The following is a 19,365-nucleotide window of genomic DNA, read 5'->3' as shown; positions in this document are numbered from 1 at the left end:
CATTTTTGAGGAAAGGAGGAGAAATATGAGAATAATTAAAAAGAATCGCATTGCTTGGGTTGCTGTCACACTTATTCTATCCATTGTTTTGATTTCGAAGTACCTGACTATTGGGAATATTAAAGCTTCAGAAGCTGATTATAATCTGGAGATTGTTGATCCAAATTATAAAGATACTGGGTATTTACAAGTGAAACTTTCTATCCCCAACACTAAAAAAGAAAAATTAAAATTAAACTTTTCTGAGGTATTTAGCTATGATGTTGAGCAATTGGTAGATGGACTTAGTGACGCGGACCAAGAGAAGGTAGCAATCAGCGTGGATGATTCTGATTATTTAAAAGGAGCAGAATTGGACTTGTCTGGTAATGGTCATGCACTTTCAATAACATTTGTTGTCCTTCCTGATAACGAATCTTCTAAAGAAACAGGGAGTGTATCGCTTACTGACTCTGCTGGGAATGAACTCTCATCGATCTCTTTTGAAACAAAAGAGGAGGAAGAGATTGAGGAAGAGCCGGAAGTAGATCAAGAAGCAGTGGATGAAATAACAGAAGCTGCAGCTGATTTGCAACAATCCGCAAGAATGATGATCAGTCCTATGTCTATTGACTTGCCTACGCCAACAAATCCTGTTGATGTTACCTCATGGTCAGAGCTGCAAACTGCATTGACGAGCCCAACTGTAGATTGGATCAATCTGAAAGCTGATATTGATTTTGGCGCTGCTGTAACAGTGACAACGTCAAAAGTGATCAATGGTCAAAACGGGGCTGCGAAATTTACTCTTAATTTTGCAGCAAGAGCAGTAACCTTAGGCTCTGCTTCAGCAGGGAGTAAAATATCGTTAGTGAATGTGGATATAAAGGGAACAAACGCAGCAGCAATATTCACGAGTACTACCTCTAACAGCGCCAATTGGGGACTCGAGTTAGACAATGTTGCGACTACAGAAAATGCTTCGGCATTGATTTCAGCTGTAGAAGCAGATGTGACGATCAGTGGTGAGACAACTCTTAGTAACACAGGTAATACCACATTTATTATTGCAAAATCATTAAAGGTAACTGACAATGCGAATGTTACAGCAAATATTGTACGAATTTTCTATTCTACGGCTAGAGCAGGTTCTCAAGTAACTGTAGATGGTGATTCAAAACTCACGGTCACAAATAGCAGCACATATAATGTGATTCAAGCAACACAATTAGCTGATTTTTCATTTGATGGTGAAGGAACTGAAGTGACATTAAATGGATATTCGACTGGTGGAAGTTCTACTGATGGTGTTATGTATCTGGATGCTGGGACATCAGCTACTACGATTTCTGTTACTAATGGAGCTGTCTTAAATGTCAACTCCTTGGCTACGTCAAGTGGTGCTCCATGTATCATGATGGAAAGTCTGGGCGGGAAATTTATCGTTAGTGATAACAGTGAATTGAACGCAATTTCAGAAAATTCCGATGGTGGGTCATTGGCTGCAGTAGTTAGATTCTACACACGAGGGAACAACACCTTTGAAGCATCTAATAATTCAAAGATAAATCTAGTTAAAAAGACAGGAAATCAGTCTGTGTTGAGAATGTACAGGGATAATAATGGTGTTGTTGTTTCCGGTGGTTCAGAATTTAATCTGACTACAGCTGGAGATGGAACGCAACGTGATCCCGGTTCAAATGGTCACAATCAAGGTATTCAGTTTAGAAATGGTTCTTCTGGTGCTACTAGTTATTTCAAAGTATTAGATGAAGATTCAAGTGTATCGATGAGTGCAGGCTATGGAGCAACAATTGACTGTAACAATCAGACCTTGGATGTGGATGTAGATGAAGGGGCGTACTTTGTTGTTCGTGGAAGAACTGCTTCAGCAACTTCAGGAGTATTTAGTTCTTCATCGAATGTTACAAACTTTACAATGAACAAACCAAAATATTTCGATTTCAGAAATGACCGGACTGGTGGAGCTGTGATCTTCGAGAATAACAATGGTTCAACCTTTAATATGACGGGATCAGATTTATCTGTCTGGAAAAGAGGCGCTAATCTAGATGGAAACCCAAGTAAATCTTGGACAATGATCAATAGTGTTTGGACAGGTGTGAATTTTGCACAGGGGACTTCAGATAACAATACTGATTTCAACAGCACTTTTGAAGGAGCCAGCGCTTACTCAAGGATGACCGCGAATAACCAAACAGCAGTCATTGATGAGCTGCGTGTGCCAACTAATGCAGACAAGTACATTTGGGGACACGCCAGCGTTCCGGAAGGTAAAAATGAAGGAATGCGTGATGCCTACACTGATGAAGTACATGTGCGTGTTCGTGTATACCGAAGTAGTGATCCTGCTGATTATTATGAAGCTGTAGGTTCTTCTATTGGAGATGGCGAAGATGACGATGGAATCGCTGTATATGGTGATGATGAAAGAGCAGGTATTTTCAAAATTGATGTGCCTAATGGGGAATTTCTTACTGCCGCATACAAGATTGAAGTTATTAGTGCTTGGCGCGGGATAAAGGAGAACGAAGGTTCAAGCGTTGTGCATACAAGTACGGCTTCTGATTTGCAAACTCCAGAACGAGTTGTTTTGGATGTAACACCGCCGGAACCGACTGCACTAACGGATGAAAATCTGAATAATGCAACGAAAGTCCTTTCAGGTGAAAATGCTGAAAGTGGTGCTTTGGTTCATGTGTACTATAATTCAGGCGACAGTGCTTCAGGTACTCTATTGGGGACCACAACGGTTCAATCCGACGGAAGCTGGTCATTTAACCTTCCTTACTATGTAGAGAAGACAAAGGAACTTAGTGTTTATCTGTCTGATACTGCTGGGCAATATACAGCTGCCCAAGTAGTCTCTGCACCGGGAGAAACCCCTGTATTATACGATCAAACAGGCTTGGTCAAACCACCGGTTACGAATATCAGTACCGGAAACATCAATCCTTACAACGATTATGCGTACCATGATGCTGTCTTCAAAGGTGTTGAGAAATATACTGTTACAGATGTGATACCCGTACCTACGTTACAAAAGGGTGTGACATCAAGTGCAGGTGATAGTGTATCTGTCGGCGACACATTGACATACAGCCTAACAGCTGTGAATACAAAAGCCGGTTCAAAAGACTGGGGAAATGTTGTATTGGAAGATACGTTGCCGGATGGGTTGTCATTTAATGAAGCCAATCATGGCATCACAATCACCTTGTACAATGCATCGGAAACACCGGGAACTGATCCTGGTACACCGATCACTGTTGATACTGACAGCTTTGAATACGATGAAAACACACGTTTGTTGACGATCAATGTTGGAAATGTTCCAGCATCACACACAGTCGTTGCAACATTCAATGTAAAAGCTGCCAGTGCTTCTGAAACAGATATTTTGAATAAGGCATATGCCAAAGGGGATTCCCCTCAGGAAGCAACCTTTGTTGAGGGCGGAACTGTTGTTGGTCCATTCATTTCTCTGGAAGCAGAATCCAATGAAATTGGTCTCCCAGGTGGAGAATTATATGGTGGATTGACCTTTGTTTCAGCACCAACAACGATTGATTTTGGGGTTCAGACAGTCAAAACGTCTGTTCAACGAATCAATCAACCAACCACTATGACTGGTGATCTGGCTGTTCAGGATACACGGAAAACTCGCAGTCAGTGGAAGCTGATGGCGAAGATAACCAGTGACCTGAGTAACGGAACAGACACTGTCACAGATGCATTGATCTATGTGTATAACGGCGCAGATGTAGTATTAGATTCCAGTTCGCAAGAAGTGGCTAAAAATACCAATTCTGATACTGAAGTATACAAAATCAATGACAGCTGGTCAGAGAGCGGTGACGGCTTGAAGCTGGAAACCAAAATTGGTGCTGTACAATCGATTGGTGACTATGTGGGCGTTATTACATGGGAACTAGTGGATGCACCACTTTAACAGAGAGGACGTATAACGAATGAAAAAGAAACACTTCTTACACTATCTTGTACTGCTCTCTGTTGGGGTATTTCTGACTGGTGTTCCATTGTCTGCAAAGGCAATGGAAGGCGGTCAGGTGGGGCAGCAAGGAGTAATCGAGTTCTATGTAGACAGTACAGAACCTTCTGAGAGCTCAACAACCGAACCTCCAGTCGCTTCTTCGACAGAAGAACCGCCAACAAGTACGACGACTTCCTCATCGGCTGCAGTTCAAAAACCAGCTGGGAAGTTTCCGAGTACTGGTGAAGTCGTTCAGCGCTCGTTGATGGTCAGCGGAGCGGCAGTGATTGCTCTTGTCTTGTTGTTCTTCGTGATGAAAAAACGAAAAGAAAAGAGGGAGTCATGATGAAAAAAGCCTTTAGGCTGTTATGTACAGCCGGACTTCTGACTGCTTTTCTATCTGGGACACAGGCATTTGCAGAGGCAGAAAAACTGGATTCTAATGGAAATATTATCTTTGAAGCAGGATTACTTCCTCCGGTCACTGTTGACCCGGAAGAACCTGGAACACCAGTTGATCCGGGAGAAACGCCATCAACCGATGGCTATCTCCGCTTGGACTTTGTGCCAAGGCTCGATTTCGGCAGAAACAGGGTATCTGATAAGGATCAGGCGTATGAAGTCAATGCGCAGCTGTTTCACAGCGACACCAATGCACGTGGGAATTATGTGCAGGTAACGGACAGTCGCGCCACAGGCGCAGGTTGGACCTTACAGGTTCGTCAGGAAACGAATTTTACTTCTGTAGAGAATTCTGAAGACATCTTGAAGGGTGCATTCTTATCTTTTGATAAAGCATGGGCAAATTCAACCATGGATCAAAAGTACGCACCCAGCTTTCAACAGGATGTGATCGAATTAGATAAGATCGGGATGACGTATGATGTGGCCACTGCAAAGCAGGGCACAGGTTACGGCACTTGGCTGATCGAGTTCGGTGCTTCAGAAGAAAATACCGCTGGTTTAGCGTCAACTCTGACACCGTTGGTGGATGAGAGCGGCAATGCCGTGATGGATGCGACCTTCAACAAGCAGGTATACAAGAACAGTGCCATCACCTTTTTCGTACCCGGTTCGGTGGAAAAGAAACCTGTACACTATCAAACGGTGCTAACTTGGATCATTGCCGAGTTACCATAAATAAAACACACACACAATACTAGGAGGAAACACACATGAAATTGAAAACATTATGTTCAGCAGCATTAGTAGCAACAGTATTATTCGGATCGGCATCAGCAGCATTCGCTGAAGACGGCGACGCAACAAAATTAACAAGTAACGGAACAATCACTTACGAAGAGGATAATACAACAAATCCTCCAGTCGATCCAGAAAACCCAGGCGAAGAAGTTGATCCGGAAGAGCCAATTATTGTGAACCCTGATGGCGGACCATTGGCAGTTGATGCGGTAACAGCATTGAACTTCAAAACACAAAAAGCAGTAACAACTGACCAAACATACTTTGCAGAACAAGTTGAAGTATTAAAAGGCGGCGTTTCTGATGGTACTCGTGGTAACTACGTACAAGTAACTGACAAACGTTTGGCTTCTTCATCTAACCCTCGTACTGCATGGACATTGTCAGCTAAAATGACACAACAGTTCACATCAGGAAGCGTTGTATTAGATGGTGCAACATTGACTTACACAAACCCTTACATTGATGGTGCGGGTGATGACGCTCAAAAACCAGTATTAGGTTCAACTGCAAGTAACTTTGTATTGAGCGAAAGCGGAAACTCAGTAAACGTTATGGGTACAGCTGACGGAACAACAGGTTTTGGTACTTGGACAATTGAATTTGGTTCAAGCGCAGGCGTAAACGGAGCTGATGATACAACAGGTACTCCAAACGCAACAGACGCTAACAAAATCGAAGCTGGATCAGTTTCATTATTCGTACCAGGTAACACAGTGAAAACAGCTACTGCATTCACAGGTAAAGTATTGTGGACTGTAGCAACTACACCAATCGACTAATTTGATTTGTGGAGCAATACAGAAATAAATAAGTAATGGACTGGGCACTAGTTTTGTCAATCGAATTAGTGCCCTGTCTTTTTTGAGAGGAAGGACAGTTTATGAAGAACCGTATCAAACAGTGGGTGTTTCTATTAGCAGTATTAAGCATTGGTTTTATTTTCAGTACCCCTACATATGCAGAAGAAGGAGAGACAGCAACTTCTCAAGCAGCAGAAGAAGCCAGCGGCTTTACATATCAAGTGATCTTTCCTGAGAACCAAATCAGTGAAAACGGCTATTATGACTTACGAATGACTCCAGGACAACAACAGACTGTAGAGATTTTATTGAAGAATCATGGCAAGGAAGAGCTGACAGTCGATGTGACTTTGAGCGGTGCGCGGACTAACCCCAACGGAGTTGTAGAATACGGACCGACGAAGCTGGAAGCAGACGAATCAATGAAATATGAATTTACCGATATCGTGAAAGGACCGGAATCGGTGACATTGGCTCCGGGAGCGGAAGAAGCCGTACGATTGGATATCACGATGCCGGAAGCTTCTTTTGACGGCATCATTTTAGGCGGTATCCAGCTTCAACGCCAATCCGACGAAACAGAGGCAGAAGAAAATCAAGGCATGATGATCGTCAATGAGTATGCCTATGTGGTAGGGATGGTCTTAAGTGAAAATGACACAGAAATCGCACCGGAGATGTCTTTTATCAAAGCGTATGCCAGTCAACCGAACTACCGGAACTCGATCGTGATCGATTTGGGGAATGTGACGGCAACACCTCTTAAGGGTGTGACAGTCGAAGCGCAAATCATGGGTGAAACCAGCGATACGGTGTTGTATGACGCGAAAAAACTGAACATGAACATGGCGCCGAATACAGTATTGAATTTCCCTGTCAGTATGGGCAGTGATGCCATGAAGGCAGGAAAGTATCGAGCACATGTGGTGGCGACCATGGGAGACAAAAAATGGGAATGGACCGAACCCTTTGAGATCACCAAAGAACAGGCGGATAAGTTTAACCGAGAAGCGGTAGGACTAGTACAGGAACAAGGCTTGGATTGGCAGCTGATTGCCATGATCGTAGGCGGCGTTGTGGCAGTAGTCGTTGTGATTTTCTTGATCATTCATTTTACCGGCAAGAGTAAGAAGAAAAAAGGTAAGAAAAATAGAAAAAAGAAAAAGTAACCGAAACAGACAGATTTGATGAGAGAGGAGGAGCAGAATGACAACGTTGGATTGGATTGCAGTAATTGCGTTAGCATCAGCTATCCTTTTTCTTCTGTTCACGATTCTTTTGGTCGTGCTGCGTGTGCGGCTTGGAGGCCAGCTGACAAAGCTGAAGCGAATCCGGACAAAGAACAAGAAAAAGCGAAAGAGGCTCATGCGCCAGAGACGAGCAGTAGAAAAAAAGCGTCGAAAATACCTGATATGGGCCCTCTTGCTATTCGTTTTAGCGGGTGCAGGAGCAGGGGCTTCAGCCTATACCATCTACTATCAGTCGACGAATCTGAACCAGAAGGATCAGGAGCTGATGGTGAAAGGCTATTATTATCTGGGGGATATTGAGGATCAGTTGGCCTTGGCAGAAAGCGGTGAAGGCGGTGAAGAATTGGGCAGTGATTTAACGACGCTTGCCTCTCGATTAGGCACCTTTGCGGTTGTACGTGCCGATTACCGTTTAGGCAGTGATTATCAGCAGCTGTTGAACCGTTATTATTCATCGTTGAAGGATTTGGGGATCAATCTGGCTTCGAGAAATTCAGGATTTTATACGAATGCGGAAGAGCTGGCTGATTTTAAGGAAGATTTGGCGAAGGTACGAAGTAACCAGAAAGAGGTATTTAAAACCTTCTCAGTCAATGAAGCCTCATTAAAGGAGCAAAAGTAAGAAGCATCATGAAAGTTGAAAGAGGGAGGGAGCGAGGACTGCATGACCCAAGCGCAAGCTGAGAAGATACGACGAAAGAAATCGAATACGTCTGGGAAGCAGAAGGATCGAACTCCAAGGAAGAGCAAAGACAAAAATAATTCAAAATCGTTAAGTAAGACGAAAAAAAGAAAAACAAATAGGCAGCAAAATCAGTTTAATAAAACAAGAGAAAAGGCTTCACCACTGATGAAGCAACGACAAACAGCACCTGTAAGAAAGTCAAAATCAAAGAAAAAAATGAAGCAAAAGAAGCAATCGAAGAAACAGAAATTTCAGCGATTAATCACCGAAATAGCGGCTGCATTGGTTGTAACAGGTACGTTGATTTGGTTGGGCTCCCTGTTTTTCTTTTCCATTGTGAAGGTTGATGGGTATGGGATGTTGCCGACATTGGGTGCAAGTGATACGGTTTTTGTATCTAAGCAGCGCACGATTCGACGGTTTGATCTGGTGGCGATCGAGACACCGAATGGCAAAGGAATTTCTGTTCGCCGGATCATCGGTCTACCGGGCGAGAATATCAGCTACAAGCAAGATCGACTCTACGTGAATAATGAAGAAAAAGAAGAATTATTTATTGCAGAGGCAATTGCACAGGCGGATGCTTCAAACAGTTATTATACGGATGATTTCAGTTTATACAAATTGACCAAGGAGCATCAGATTCCATCAGGACAATATCTTGTTCTGGGGGATAACCGTCCGTATTCCAGTGATAGTCGTTACTATGGCTTGATCGACAAAGACGACGTTATTGGTGTTGTAACTATGCGTATCTTGCCTCTTCATAAAATGACGAAATTTTAAAAATAGATGTGGTTGTAATGAGATGAAGGAAAAAAGGCACAAGCTGATTTTAAACAAAAACAGCTTGTGCCTACTTGATTTTTCTCAGTCCTTGCTTAGTTTATATTTTTGTGATTATTTCATCTTGAAAAGAAGGATCTTTAGACACGGCAGATTTTCCAACGAGAAAGAATAGAATGAGGTATTTGAGAGCTTGTAGTAGAGTTCCAAGCATCTATTTTTCTGTAAGTCTTGCGGACAGTAGAGGATAAAAAACGACAGTTTGGTTGAGGTGACGGACAAATATGTCTTATTTCTATTCCTGTTATTCTTCCTTTATTTCAGTAGAGAACTATTACAGGCACTTCTTAGTTTGAACAATCCTGACTTTTTGGTAGAATAGAAGAGTGAGTAAAGGAATGAAGTGAAATTCCTTATTGAATGATCAGGAGGTAATTGCAAATGTACCGTTTAGAAGAAGAACAAGATAATACACCAAAGAATGACCAAGGGTTATTTATGAAGAAAATGCTGGAGGAGCGCACCGTCCTTATTTATGGTGAAGTTACTCAGGATTTGGCTCGTGAAGTCTCTTCCCAGTTACTCCTTTTGGCATCGATGAGCGATGAACCAATCAAGATATTTGTAAACAGTCCAGGAGGACACGTGGAATCAGGCGATACGATCCATGATATGATCCAGTTTATCAAGCCGGAAGTTATCATGATCGGAACAGGCTGGGTTGCTAGTGCAGGTGTGACAATCTATCTTGCGGCAGAAGCAAAAAACAGATATTGCTTGCCAAACACACGCTTTATGATCCATCAGCCTGCCGGCGGTGTTCAAGGACAGGGAACTGAAATCCAAATCGAAGCAAAAGAAATCGTAAGGATGAGAGAACGTGTAAACCGCATGATCGCTGAAGCAACAGGTCAGACTTATGAACAAGTTGCAAAAGACACAGATAGAAACTTCTGGATGTCTGCTGACGAAGCGAAAAATTATGGAATGGTTTCAGAAATCATCAAATCAAGCGATGAAGTGAAGTCAGGAAAATAGAAGAAATTGATGCCGTTGCTTATTCGGCTTCAAGGAGCTGTGGCCTATCGATGTCACAGCTCCTCTTTTTTTGTAATGGACGTATGAGAAACGACTTATATCCACAATCATCGGAGGATTGATAGTGGAAGCCGCCTGGGGGCATCTATTGTTTTGGCTATTAATAGAAGTCTGAAGAAATCTTAAGTATTTCCAGCTTTAGTTGGCTGGCATAGTTTGCTAAACTTAGTAGAGAAAGGGGCTTGAAAATGATGACGACGATTTTATTGGTTGAGGATGAAAAAGAAATCTCTGATTTAGTTACATACTATTTAAAGAACGAAAATTATCAAGTTATTGCCTGTCAAACTGGATCAGAAGCGTTGGATCAGTTAGTTGATCAAACAATTGATTTAGCAATCCTCGATGTCATGCTGCCGGATATGGATGGCTTCGATATCTGTCGGAAAATTCGTGAGACACAAACATATCCAATCATTATGCTGACTGCCAGAGGGGAAGAAATTGATAAGATTACCGGTTTGACGATCGGAGCGGACGATTACATGACAAAGCCCTTCAAGCCGTTGGAGCTGATTGCACGAGTGAAGGCTCAGCTGCGCAGAGTCACTACATATAACGGAGGAACTGATTCAGTGTTGACTATTCGCGGTCTACTGATGGATTTGGAAAGCCGTAAGGTCCTTCTGGATAATGAAGAGCTTTATTTAACGCCATTGGAGTTTTCAATTTTGAAGCTCCTTTGCGAGCATAAAGGACAAGCAGTCAGCTCTGAAGAGATGTTCAGAGTGATTTGGGGCGAAAAATATTATACAAATTCCAATAATACGATCATGGTGCACATTCGCCATTTGAGAGAGAAAATGAATGATTCTGTTGAAAAGCCGAAATATATTAAGACTGTCTGGGGAGTGGGGTATAAAATTGAGTAAAGTAGAAAATCGTAAGCTGTTGATTAAAATCGGTCTGGTTTGCTTTAGTATACTATTCCTGTTCTTTCTGTTTATTCAAAGCGGAATCAGTGATGTTTTTCGTCAGTTCATCTATGATTTCTTAGTGTATAATCAAAGTTTTGAAGTAAATGGAGAAATCTACTATGAGACGACAGTCAGCCTGAGTGCTCTCAAGCTGCTTATTGTTGCCGTAGTTGTTGTTTCTGTTGTTACAGTAGCAATTACCAGCTATTTGATTGCCCGAAATAGGATCAACGCAAGCATACAAGAGCTTTCGAAAAGCATACCAGAGTTTCTAAGTGCGGCGGACTCGTCCAAAACCACTGGGGATTTGTCTTTAGACAATGAGCTGTTGAAAGTCAAAAGCACGAATATGAAAAATGAAGAGCTGCTTAAGAGGGAGACACAACGAACAAAGGATCTGATTACCTACCTTGCTCATGATTTGAAAACACCACTGGCCTCTGTGATTGGCTATTTAAACCTATTGATCGATTCACCCGAGCTGACACCAGCACAGCGGGCAAAATTCCTGCAAATTACATTGGATAAAGCGGGACGACTAGAGGAGCTGATCAATGAATTCTTTGATATCACTCGCTTTAGCATGCAGGAGATACATCTGGATAAAACAACGATGGATGTGGTACTGCTGGTTCAGCAAATGTCTGAAGAGGTATACCCTCTGCTAAGTGAAAAGAATCAGCAGCTGAAATACGAAGGACCTGATTCATTAATGGTTGAGGCTGACAGTGATCAACTGGCTCGAGTACTCAATAATCTCTTCAAGAATGCATTGTCTTATGGCGATCCTGATTCATCAATAAAAGTAACTATATCTGAATCAACGGATAAAATCTATCTGTCTGTGTTGAATGAAGGAACGACGATTCCTAAAAGACAATTGGAAAAGGTCTTTGATAAGTTTTATCGACTGGATCATGCTCGTTCAACCAAGACAGGCGGAGCTGGTCTGGGCTTGGCAATTGCAAAGGAGATCATGCTTGCTCATGACGGGGATATTCGTGCTGCTAGTGAACAAGGCCTTACTACCTTTGAGTTGGTATTGCCGAAGTCTTAAGAAAGCTTAAGGGGAACCTAAGTAGAAATTAAAATCTGACCTCTCTTTTATTGGTTTAATGAAACCATGAAGGAGAGGATTTTTTATGAAGAAAATAGCTGTCGTATTTGGTGGAAAATCATCAGAATATGAGGTGTCATTAAAATCAGCATATGCCGTGTTGGAGGCTCTAGATACAAGCCACTATGACATCCTTAAAATTGGGATCACTAGAACCGGTGAGTGGTATTACTTTACAGGGAATCATGAGAAAATCAAGGCAGATAGCTGGCAAAACGCAACGGATTGTCAGCGAGTATCTCCGTCTATCGGCAACGAGCAGGGCTTTCTCATACATGAAGAACAACGGATGCTTGCTGTTGATGTGATTTTTCCGGTCATGCATGGGGAGTTCGTCGAGGATGGGAGGATTCAGGGGGTGTTTGAATGGATGGAGATTCCTTATGTTGGTTGTAAAACAGCGGCTTCGGCCATCTGTATGGATAAAGGACTCACGCATCGCTTTGCTCACAGCATCGGTATCCAGACGACCGCTTCTATCTGTTCTACCGTTCATGATCTGGACATTCAACGTATCAAAGATTTTATTCAAAAGGAACAATTTCCATTCTTCATCAAGCCATTGAGAGGCGGTTCATCGAAAGGAATCAGTCAAATCACTGAAATTAGCCAGCTATCACAGGCTGTTGCGGCTGTTGCTGAATGGGATACGCACTTTATTATGGAAAAGGGAGTCGAAGGCTTTGAAGTAGGCTGCGGCATCTTAGGGAACGATGAGCTGGTTCTTGGGGAAGTGGATGAGATCGAATTAACCGGAAGCTTCTTTGATTATACAGAAAAGTATCACATGGTTTCTTCAAAAATCCATCTTCCAGCTCGTGTTTCAGAAGCGATGAAACAGGAAGTAAAATACCAGGCAGAACGTTTGTATCGATTGCTTGGTTGTTGCGGATTAGCCAGAATCGACTTTTTTATTACACGAAACGGCGAGCTTTTATTGAATGAAATCAATACGATGCCGGGCTTTACAGATAACTCTCGGTATCCAAACATGTTGAAGGAAAAAGGCTTCACCTATTCCTCACTCCTTGATCGATTGATCGAGCTGGCAGAGGAGGGAAAGAAATGAAGACAATAAATGCAGAAACGGCACCAATCCCACGATTGATCAATGCTGCTCATTGTTTGGCCTCAACTGAACAGCCGTTGAATCTGGTCTCTGCGCCATTCTCAAATGGCAAACAACGTATAGACGCCAAAGTGGCCAATCAGCTGAGGCTGTTGGTCGAGTCTATCGGCGGTCAAAAGCAAATCATTGTTACGAGCGGGTATCGGAGTTTTTCTGAACAGCAGATTCTATATACAGACTCTTTGGAACGAAATGGCAGCTTATATACGGAAAAATATATAGCAAGACCCGGGTGCAGTGAGCACCAAACTGGATTAGCGGTTGATTTGGGCTTTGCAGATACAGAGAATGACGCGATCTGTCCAAGCTTTGAAGGCAGGGTAATCAGTCAAAAGCTGCTGGCGGTGATGGCTCTTTATGGTTTTATTCTGCGCTATCCAAAAGGGAAGGAAGCTGTGACAGGGATTGCCTACGAACCTTGGCATTTTCGCTACGTGGGTCGACCGCATAGCGACATCATTTGCCGCAACAATTGGACTCTGGAAGAGTATCATGAATGCCTGAGGCAACGGGGGACAGCAAATGACAAGGAGACTTAAGCAGAAAAAAATGATTTCCTGTCCTCATATGCAGCGGGCGAATGGGGTCGACCAGTTTCGTCTGACAGCAGCGGTCATGGTGATTGCTATCCATACCTTTCCCTTTGCTTCCTTCAATGGATTCTTGGATCAAGTGATCACATTGAGTATTTTTCGAGTAGCAGTTCCCTTTTTTTTCATGGTCACAGGCTATTACTTGATAGGGCCGTATGCAGAGAAGCCAAGCTATCCTAAAAGCTGGAAAATCAATCGGTTTTTGTTGTCAATGTTGAAGCTTTATCTGCTTATCTGTATTCTTTATTTGCCCGTATCCATCTACACAGGAACCGTGTCCTTCTCAATGCCGCTTATGGAATTGGCAAAAGTCATTATTTTTGATGGGGTATTGTACCACCTATGGTATTTTCCTGCAGTTATTTTAGGTGTAGTGATTTGTCGGTTTTTGTTGCAAAAAGCTCCTATTTCTCTAGTTTTACTTGGGACGAGCGTGTTGTATTTGATTGGTCTGGGCGGGGATAGCTATTATTATTTTATTGAGCTGTTTTCGGGAATCAAAGTCATTTATCAATTGTTCTTTCAACTGTTTGATTATACAAGGAATGGGCTGTTTTTCTCGCCGTTGTTCTTGATTCTAGGAGCGAAGCTATATCTTAAAAGAGGGCAGCAAACTAAGCTATTGCATGCGAAAATGGGATTCGCATTTTTGGGCTTGGCTTTAGAGGGTACTCTTTTGCATGCCTATACAATGATGAGGCATGACAGCCTATATTTCACTCTGCCCTTTGTCTCCTATTATCTGTTTCAATTTTTATTAAAATGGCAACCGAAGTATCGTTTTTTTAAGGCGAAGGAATATTCCCTCTGGCTGTATATCCTCCATCCCTTCAGTATCATGGGGGTATATTTTTTGGCTAAACTGCTGCCGTTTTTAGAGAATAGTCTGCTGCAGTTTTTTCTAACAGTACTTTTTACTCTCGTCTTGAGTGTAATTCCTATAGAGGTTTTACCACGATTCAAGAAAAAGAAACGTCAAAAAATTCGACGTGCCGGGAAGGAAATCGACTTAGCTGCATTGAGAGGAAACTATCATTCTATTAAGGAATTATTGCCGGAGAAAACAAAGTTGATGGCTGTAGTGAAGGCGGATGCCTATGGTCACGGAGCTGAAGCTTGTAGTCGACAGTTGGAACGAGAAGGGGTTTCTTTTTTTGCGGTTGCTGTACTTGAAGAGGCTATCCGACTTAGAAAAAGCGGTATTCAAGGGGAAATATTGATACTTGGGTATACGAGCCCAGAAGATAGTGACCAAATCGCACACTATGAGTTGATCCAATCCATCTTTTCACGAGAATATGCAGAGGCGTTGAATCGCAGAAAAGTGAGGCTTCGCTGTCATTTAAAAATTGATACAGGAATGCATCGTTTGGGTTTTACTCCCGATGTACAAGAGATATTGCCAGTTTATCGCATGGCGTATCTGGACTGTGAAGGAATTTATTCTCATCTTGGCTCGTCAGACACATTGAGCGCTGAAGGCAGAGGACGTACTGAACAGCAGATAACGGTTTTTGACGAGCTGTTAGGAAGGCTGGAAGAAGCGAGTATCAACTATGGCTGTACGCATTTACAAAGCAGCTACGGCGTCGTGAATTATCCGGAGCTTTCTTATGATTATGCAAGAGTGGGGATTTTTCTTTATGGTGTACTTAGCCAGCCTGATAAGGTGTTGGAAACGAAGCTGAGGATAAGGCCTGTTCTTTCAGTGAAAGCTGTTTTGGTCTCACAGAGAACTGTACAGGCAGGTGAGTATATCGGGTATGGAACAGCGAATAAGACAGATCGAAATAGGAAAATCGGAACAGTGGCAATCGGGTATGCAGATGGTATCCCTCGACAGTTATCAAATACAGGGTATTCGCTGAGGTACAAGGATTTTTCACTCCCACAGATTGGATTGATCTGTATGGATATGCTGCTGGTTGACTTAACGGATGTGCCGGAAATTACGTTGGGAGCAGAAATAGAGATAATGGAAAATTGTGAAGATGCGGCAGCTAAAGGAGCAACGATCACTAACGAGCTCCTGAGTAGGTTAGGGGGACGGCTGGAAAACAAGACGAGCTGTTAAAAATGGAGAGACACCTTTGCTGAGTGTTCTGGAATTGTTGAATTTTTTTCTGACAATCCCGGGACATTTTTAATTAGGAGCTATGGCGTAGGTTCATAGTTCTTTCATGCAAAAGAGAGGTGTTCCTTTAAATGATAAGGGCCTTTTCGAAAACTGAAAAGACTGAATTATCCATTGGTCATCTCAGCTATTCAATGAAGGAAATGAATAGAAGCAAAATCATTTTTTTCACAGACTTGTCAGCCACGCTGTAAAACGGTAAAATATAAGGATAATCATAAGAAAGTAGGAAGAAACGTGAAACAAAATTTTGGTTACTACATTCAAGCAGTGAATGATATTGTACAGGATACAGAAAAAATCGGAGAATCAATGAACAGCTATTATGAAGAGTTGCGTACTGCAATTGATGAAAATAAGGTGGCTGAGCTTTCACCAGAGAAGATTGCTGAAATCCAGACAGTCTTTGAGGGTGGTACAGAAAAGTATCAGTTGATCATGAAAAAAATCGAACAGCTTCGTCCGCCGGTAAAAGTAATTGGTATTCATAAGAAGCTTGAGCGCTCTTATATTGAGTATATTGCGGGCTGTAAAGAAATGACTTTATCCTTAGATCCTGAAAAAGGAATTGATACAGCATTGTTCAATTCTTCAGAGGAAAAACAGGATAAGGCGACAGATGATATTTCATTCTGTATTACAAAAATGAGCAATACTTTAATGAAAAAATAGGGTATAAATAATGAATTTTTTTCATTTAAATATAATTGCCTTTTTACTAGACAAAATTTAAGAAGTATTGTATTATTTAAACATACCAACAACAACCTTTTTATTTTTCATTTTACTCTTATTGAGTAATACTCCTTTTCCATCGGCTATCTCAAGCCGATGGTTTTTTTATTATTTTGATAACAAAAACATCTCTTTTTTGTGAGAAATTTATATGTTTTGATGAACCAAATAAAACGCACCAATCAACCCAGCATCATTTTGATGGTAGCATCTAGTGATTGGTGTGGCGAATAATTCCCACTCCGGATATTTCTGTAGAGGTCTTTCAATCAAAGACAAAAGCAGAGGACTTTGACTGACGCCGCCGCCAATCAGAATTTTTTCAGGGTTCATTGTGACGATAATATTATAAACAACAAGAGCAACATATTCTCCCCAAAGCTTTAAGACATCCTTTTTGACTAAAGTATTTCCTTTGAAAATTTCTTCCCCTGTTACTGGTGTATCAGAAGTAATTCCCAATCGTTGACGGTAAAGGTTCAAGAGACCTTGTGTTGAAGCATATTTTGCTAAGATTTCCTTCTTTCCTTGTCTGTCGGGAATCAGCATCATACCGAATTCGCCGGCACTGAAGCGTCCGCCTTTCATCAATTCACGGTCGTGGATGATCCCGCCGCCAATCCCTGTTCCGAGTGTGATTACGACGAAGTCATTCAAGTTGCGTCCGTTTCCTGAGTAAAGCTCAGCTAAGGCAGCACAGTTGCCGTCATTTTCGATAAAAATAGGGTAACTGCTGTTGATTCGCTCTTTCAAAAGCTTTACAAAGGGTTTCCCTCGTAATGGTTTGATAGCTCCCGAAACGATTGGTATGCCTCTTTCGCTGTCGATAACACCGGGAAAGCTGAAGCCGATTCCTTTGATCTGATACTTTGCCTCATAGTTGGAGATGATCTCTTCGATCATCCCAAAGAAGTGTTCCTCGGTTTCTATTTCTGTCGGTTGTTTTCCTTGGTGGATAATTGTGCCATCCATGTCGAATAGGCCGTATTTAACAAATATTCCGCCAACGTCGAAACTGATAATCATTGTTCATCACCTTTCTTGTTTCATATAATGAGTAGATATTTTCTGAATGGAGTTTTCGAGTTATTATGACAAGTAACTGTCATGTATTGTTATAAATCGAATCGTCAGTCGAATGGGCAGTGTGAAGAGGAAATTCATTTTTTCACGAGTGCCGATTCATTCTTTCATTCGTTTGGTATTCTTTCTTACGTTTGACTATAATTTACGTTTTTTTGAACAGAAAAAGGTGTAAACTCTAAAAAAAGAGTCTGTGACATTAGTCGAAGTGACCATGTTTCAGACTCTGAAAGCCGAATATACGGTGTTTCGTAAAAGCAGTATTACAGCTTAAAAACAATTTAATTTTCTACATTCCGTACATAATCATCGAAATACTGAATCAAATCTGATTTGATTTTCTGATACTCTTCCTCAGTGTATTCCTTTTCTTCTATGTTGCCGTTAAAAAATGGAATTTGCAATTCTTCTTTTAAGCGTTCCAGCACTTCTGTTTGATTCATTTCTGCACCTCTTTAATTATAATCACCTTTCATTATAAAACATTGAACCAATTCGTCAACTCCTCAAATGAAGTTTTCATCTTATCGAGCTTACTGTAAAGCAGAGTAATGTCTGAATCTTCATGGAGAAAGACTTGCTTCAGTTCAAAATAAAAACTTTCAAAGGCTGTGAAAAAGGGCTCAACTTCAGCTTCACCCAGCTCTGTATTGCTGTAATAGAAAACACGAACTGTGTGGTAATAAGTGAAAACTTCATTGATATTCAGTAAAATTCGAATATCCGTTTCGTCCGTACGAGGTTGGATACAGATTAGATCGTATAGTGCAAGAGATTTTGTATGTGTTTCAGATAAATAAGATAGCAGGATGTCGATTTTTTCAGTTGATGCAGGCATGGCAGCCACCTCCGTTTTTCTTTTATTATAGTAAAAATCAGCTATATTGAGAAGCAATAGCCCCAAAGTCTTGAAACAAGAAAGGAAACACTGGACTGTGCACGAATCAGGAAAATCAATAGTGTGATGAAGAAAAATCAGCGACGTTCCGGAAAGCGAAAATCTCTAAGGGCTTTATTTAGATAAGCATTGAAGGGCATCATAGCTTCAAACACTTCCAAACAGGTTGAAATCAATTTCGTTTCATCTGAGAGCTGCTCTTCGCTCAAGTCATACTGTAAATACCAACTTTTGTATTTGATGAATGGATCGATATCTGTTCCGGTTTCTTCATAGCCTTTTGGATAACGCTTCAGCTGCTCGCCTTGAAGCTGAAAATATTTTTTGAACAGCGGATCAGACAGAATAGCTAAGAACTCCTGTGGATGCTCCAGCAGATAATCCCTGACCATCGTAGTTGCCTGTGGGAACTGTGTACCAAATACGCCGCCGCCTAAAAAGGAATCATGACTTTGAGGTGCGATCTGAAGGTAATAGCCAGCTGGAATAAAGGGTTTTCCGTTTGGACCTATATGCGCTCTAAAGGTCGGGTTATATGGCGACTTATCATGACTGAAGCGAGTATCACGATTCAAACGAAAGCTCAGTTTATTTGGGTCGATCATCGGGATGTCTGGATCGAATACGGTAATCTCACTTTGTAGTGTTTGAACCAGTGAATAGAAATGATTCAATGCTGCTTTTTTCTCTTTTTCGTGCTGATGCATCCAATCCAAAGAATTATTGACAGCCAGATTTTCTAAAAAATTCCGCATTGTTTGTAAAGTTGTTGTCATAGGTTCACACTCCGCTCGATTCTTTTTCTTTGATTATTTCACAAAATGGAAAGGCTGACAATGCTCTTGGACAAGAATGTTGACAGCGAAAAGAAATCAAGTTCTTAGAAAGAGTTGATGTGATCTATGGTGAAAACAAAAAGACAGAGTGGAGAATGAAACCT

The 19,365-nt window shown here is 41.6% G+C and carries 18 protein-coding genes; 14 read left to right on the top strand and 4 right to left on the bottom strand.

Features of this window, described 5'->3' with window-relative positions; all coding sequences use genetic code 11:
* The first annotated feature begins 25 nt into the window (after positions 1–25).
* From I6N96_RS14980 to I6N96_RS14915, 14 genes are all read left to right on the top strand, one after another.
* Positions 26–3,952 (top strand): pectate lyase-like adhesive domain-containing protein, encoded by a 3,927-nt coding sequence (locus I6N96_RS14980; protein ID WP_209558366.1) that lies wholly within the window; start codon positions 26–28, stop codon positions 3,950–3,952.
* Positions 3,953–3,971: 19 nt separating this feature from the next.
* On the top strand, positions 3,972–4,340 hold the full coding sequence (locus I6N96_RS14975) for an LPXTG cell wall anchor domain-containing protein (RefSeq protein WP_209558365.1): 369 nt from the start codon (positions 3,972–3,974) through the stop codon (positions 4,338–4,340).
* Positions 4,337–5,134 carry a WxL domain-containing protein gene (locus I6N96_RS14970; RefSeq protein ID WP_209558364.1) on the top strand — a complete coding sequence of 266 codons (798 nt, stop codon included), beginning with the start codon at positions 4,337–4,339 and terminating at the stop codon, positions 5,132–5,134. The genes I6N96_RS14975 and I6N96_RS14970 overlap by 4 nt, the downstream gene beginning before the upstream one ends.
* A 35-nt stretch (positions 5,135–5,169) precedes the next feature.
* Positions 5,170–5,979, top strand: coding sequence for a WxL domain-containing protein (locus I6N96_RS14965; protein WP_209558363.1), 810 nt, complete (start codon positions 5,170–5,172; stop codon positions 5,977–5,979).
* Between the two features lie 101 nt (positions 5,980–6,080).
* On the top strand, positions 6,081–7,169 hold the full coding sequence (locus tag I6N96_RS14960) for a WxLIP family cell surface protein (RefSeq protein ID WP_209558362.1): 1,089 nt from the start codon (positions 6,081–6,083) through the stop codon (positions 7,167–7,169).
* Between the two features lie 37 nt (positions 7,170–7,206).
* A complete protein-coding gene (locus I6N96_RS14955) occupies positions 7,207–7,872 on the top strand; it encodes a hypothetical protein (protein ID WP_209558361.1) in 666 nt (221 codons plus the stop codon).
* A gap of 42 nt (positions 7,873–7,914) precedes the next feature.
* A complete protein-coding gene (gene lepB, locus I6N96_RS14950; RefSeq protein ID WP_245186997.1) occupies positions 7,915–8,721 on the top strand; it encodes a signal peptidase I in 807 nt (268 codons plus the stop codon).
* A 441-nt stretch (positions 8,722–9,162) separates the two neighbouring features.
* A complete protein-coding gene (locus I6N96_RS14945) occupies positions 9,163–9,759 on the top strand; it encodes an ATP-dependent Clp protease proteolytic subunit (protein ID WP_209558360.1) in 597 nt (198 codons plus the stop codon).
* A gap of 248 nt (positions 9,760–10,007) precedes the next feature.
* Positions 10,008–10,691 (top strand): VanR-ABDEGLN family response regulator transcription factor, encoded by a 684-nt coding sequence (gene vanR / locus I6N96_RS14940; RefSeq protein WP_209558359.1) that lies wholly within the window; start codon positions 10,008–10,010, stop codon positions 10,689–10,691.
* Positions 10,684–11,793, top strand: coding sequence for a sensor histidine kinase (locus tag I6N96_RS14935; RefSeq protein WP_245186996.1), 1,110 nt, complete (start codon positions 10,684–10,686; stop codon positions 11,791–11,793). The genes vanR and I6N96_RS14935 overlap by 8 nt, the downstream gene beginning before the upstream one ends.
* Before the next feature lie 85 nt (positions 11,794–11,878).
* Positions 11,879–12,922, top strand: a complete 1,044-nt coding sequence (locus I6N96_RS14930) for a D-alanine--D-alanine ligase family protein (protein ID WP_209558357.1) — start codon at positions 11,879–11,881, stop codon at positions 12,920–12,922.
* Positions 12,919–13,521 (top strand): D-alanyl-D-alanine carboxypeptidase family protein, encoded by a 603-nt coding sequence (locus tag I6N96_RS14925; protein ID WP_209558356.1) that lies wholly within the window; start codon positions 12,919–12,921, stop codon positions 13,519–13,521. The genes I6N96_RS14930 and I6N96_RS14925 overlap by 4 nt, the downstream gene beginning before the upstream one ends.
* Positions 13,505–15,649, top strand: coding sequence for a membrane-bound serine racemase VanT (gene vanT, locus I6N96_RS14920; protein WP_209558355.1), 2,145 nt, complete (start codon positions 13,505–13,507; stop codon positions 15,647–15,649). The genes I6N96_RS14925 and vanT overlap by 17 nt, the downstream gene beginning before the upstream one ends.
* A gap of 297 nt (positions 15,650–15,946) precedes the next feature.
* Complete coding sequence (locus tag I6N96_RS14915) at positions 15,947–16,381, top strand: hypothetical protein (protein WP_209558354.1); 435 nt, start codon at positions 15,947–15,949, stop codon at positions 16,379–16,381.
* 210 nt (positions 16,382–16,591) lie between these two features.
* On the opposite strand, the gene I6N96_RS14910 is transcribed toward I6N96_RS14915, so the two are convergent.
* The 4 genes from I6N96_RS14910 to I6N96_RS14895 all read right to left on the bottom strand — a co-directional run bounded on the left by I6N96_RS14910 (position 16,592) and on the right by I6N96_RS14895 (position 19,201).
* Positions 16,592–17,470 carry an ROK family protein gene (locus tag I6N96_RS14910; protein WP_209558353.1) on the bottom strand — a complete coding sequence of 293 codons (879 nt, stop codon included), beginning with the start codon at positions 17,468–17,470 and terminating at the stop codon, positions 16,592–16,594.
* A gap of 338 nt (positions 17,471–17,808) precedes the next feature.
* Positions 17,809–17,970 (bottom strand): hypothetical protein, encoded by a 162-nt coding sequence (locus I6N96_RS14905; RefSeq protein ID WP_086351182.1) that lies wholly within the window; start codon positions 17,968–17,970, stop codon positions 17,809–17,811.
* A gap of 32 nt (positions 17,971–18,002) precedes the next feature.
* On the bottom strand, positions 18,003–18,365 hold the full coding sequence (locus I6N96_RS14900; protein WP_209558352.1) for a hypothetical protein: 363 nt from the start codon (positions 18,363–18,365) through the stop codon (positions 18,003–18,005).
* A gap of 137 nt (positions 18,366–18,502) precedes the next feature.
* Positions 18,503–19,201: a DUF2461 domain-containing protein gene (locus I6N96_RS14895; protein WP_209558351.1), complete on the bottom strand. Its 699-nt coding sequence runs from the start codon at positions 19,199–19,201 to the stop codon at positions 18,503–18,505.
* Between the last annotated feature and the right edge of the window lie 164 nt (positions 19,202–19,365).

This window comes from Enterococcus larvae (genome assembly GCF_017830045.1).
In the GTDB taxonomy this organism is placed as follows: Bacteria; Bacillota; Bacilli; order Lactobacillales; family Enterococcaceae; genus Enterococcus_L; species Enterococcus_L larvae.
This window is presented reverse-complemented; position numbering and strand designations above follow the sequence as displayed.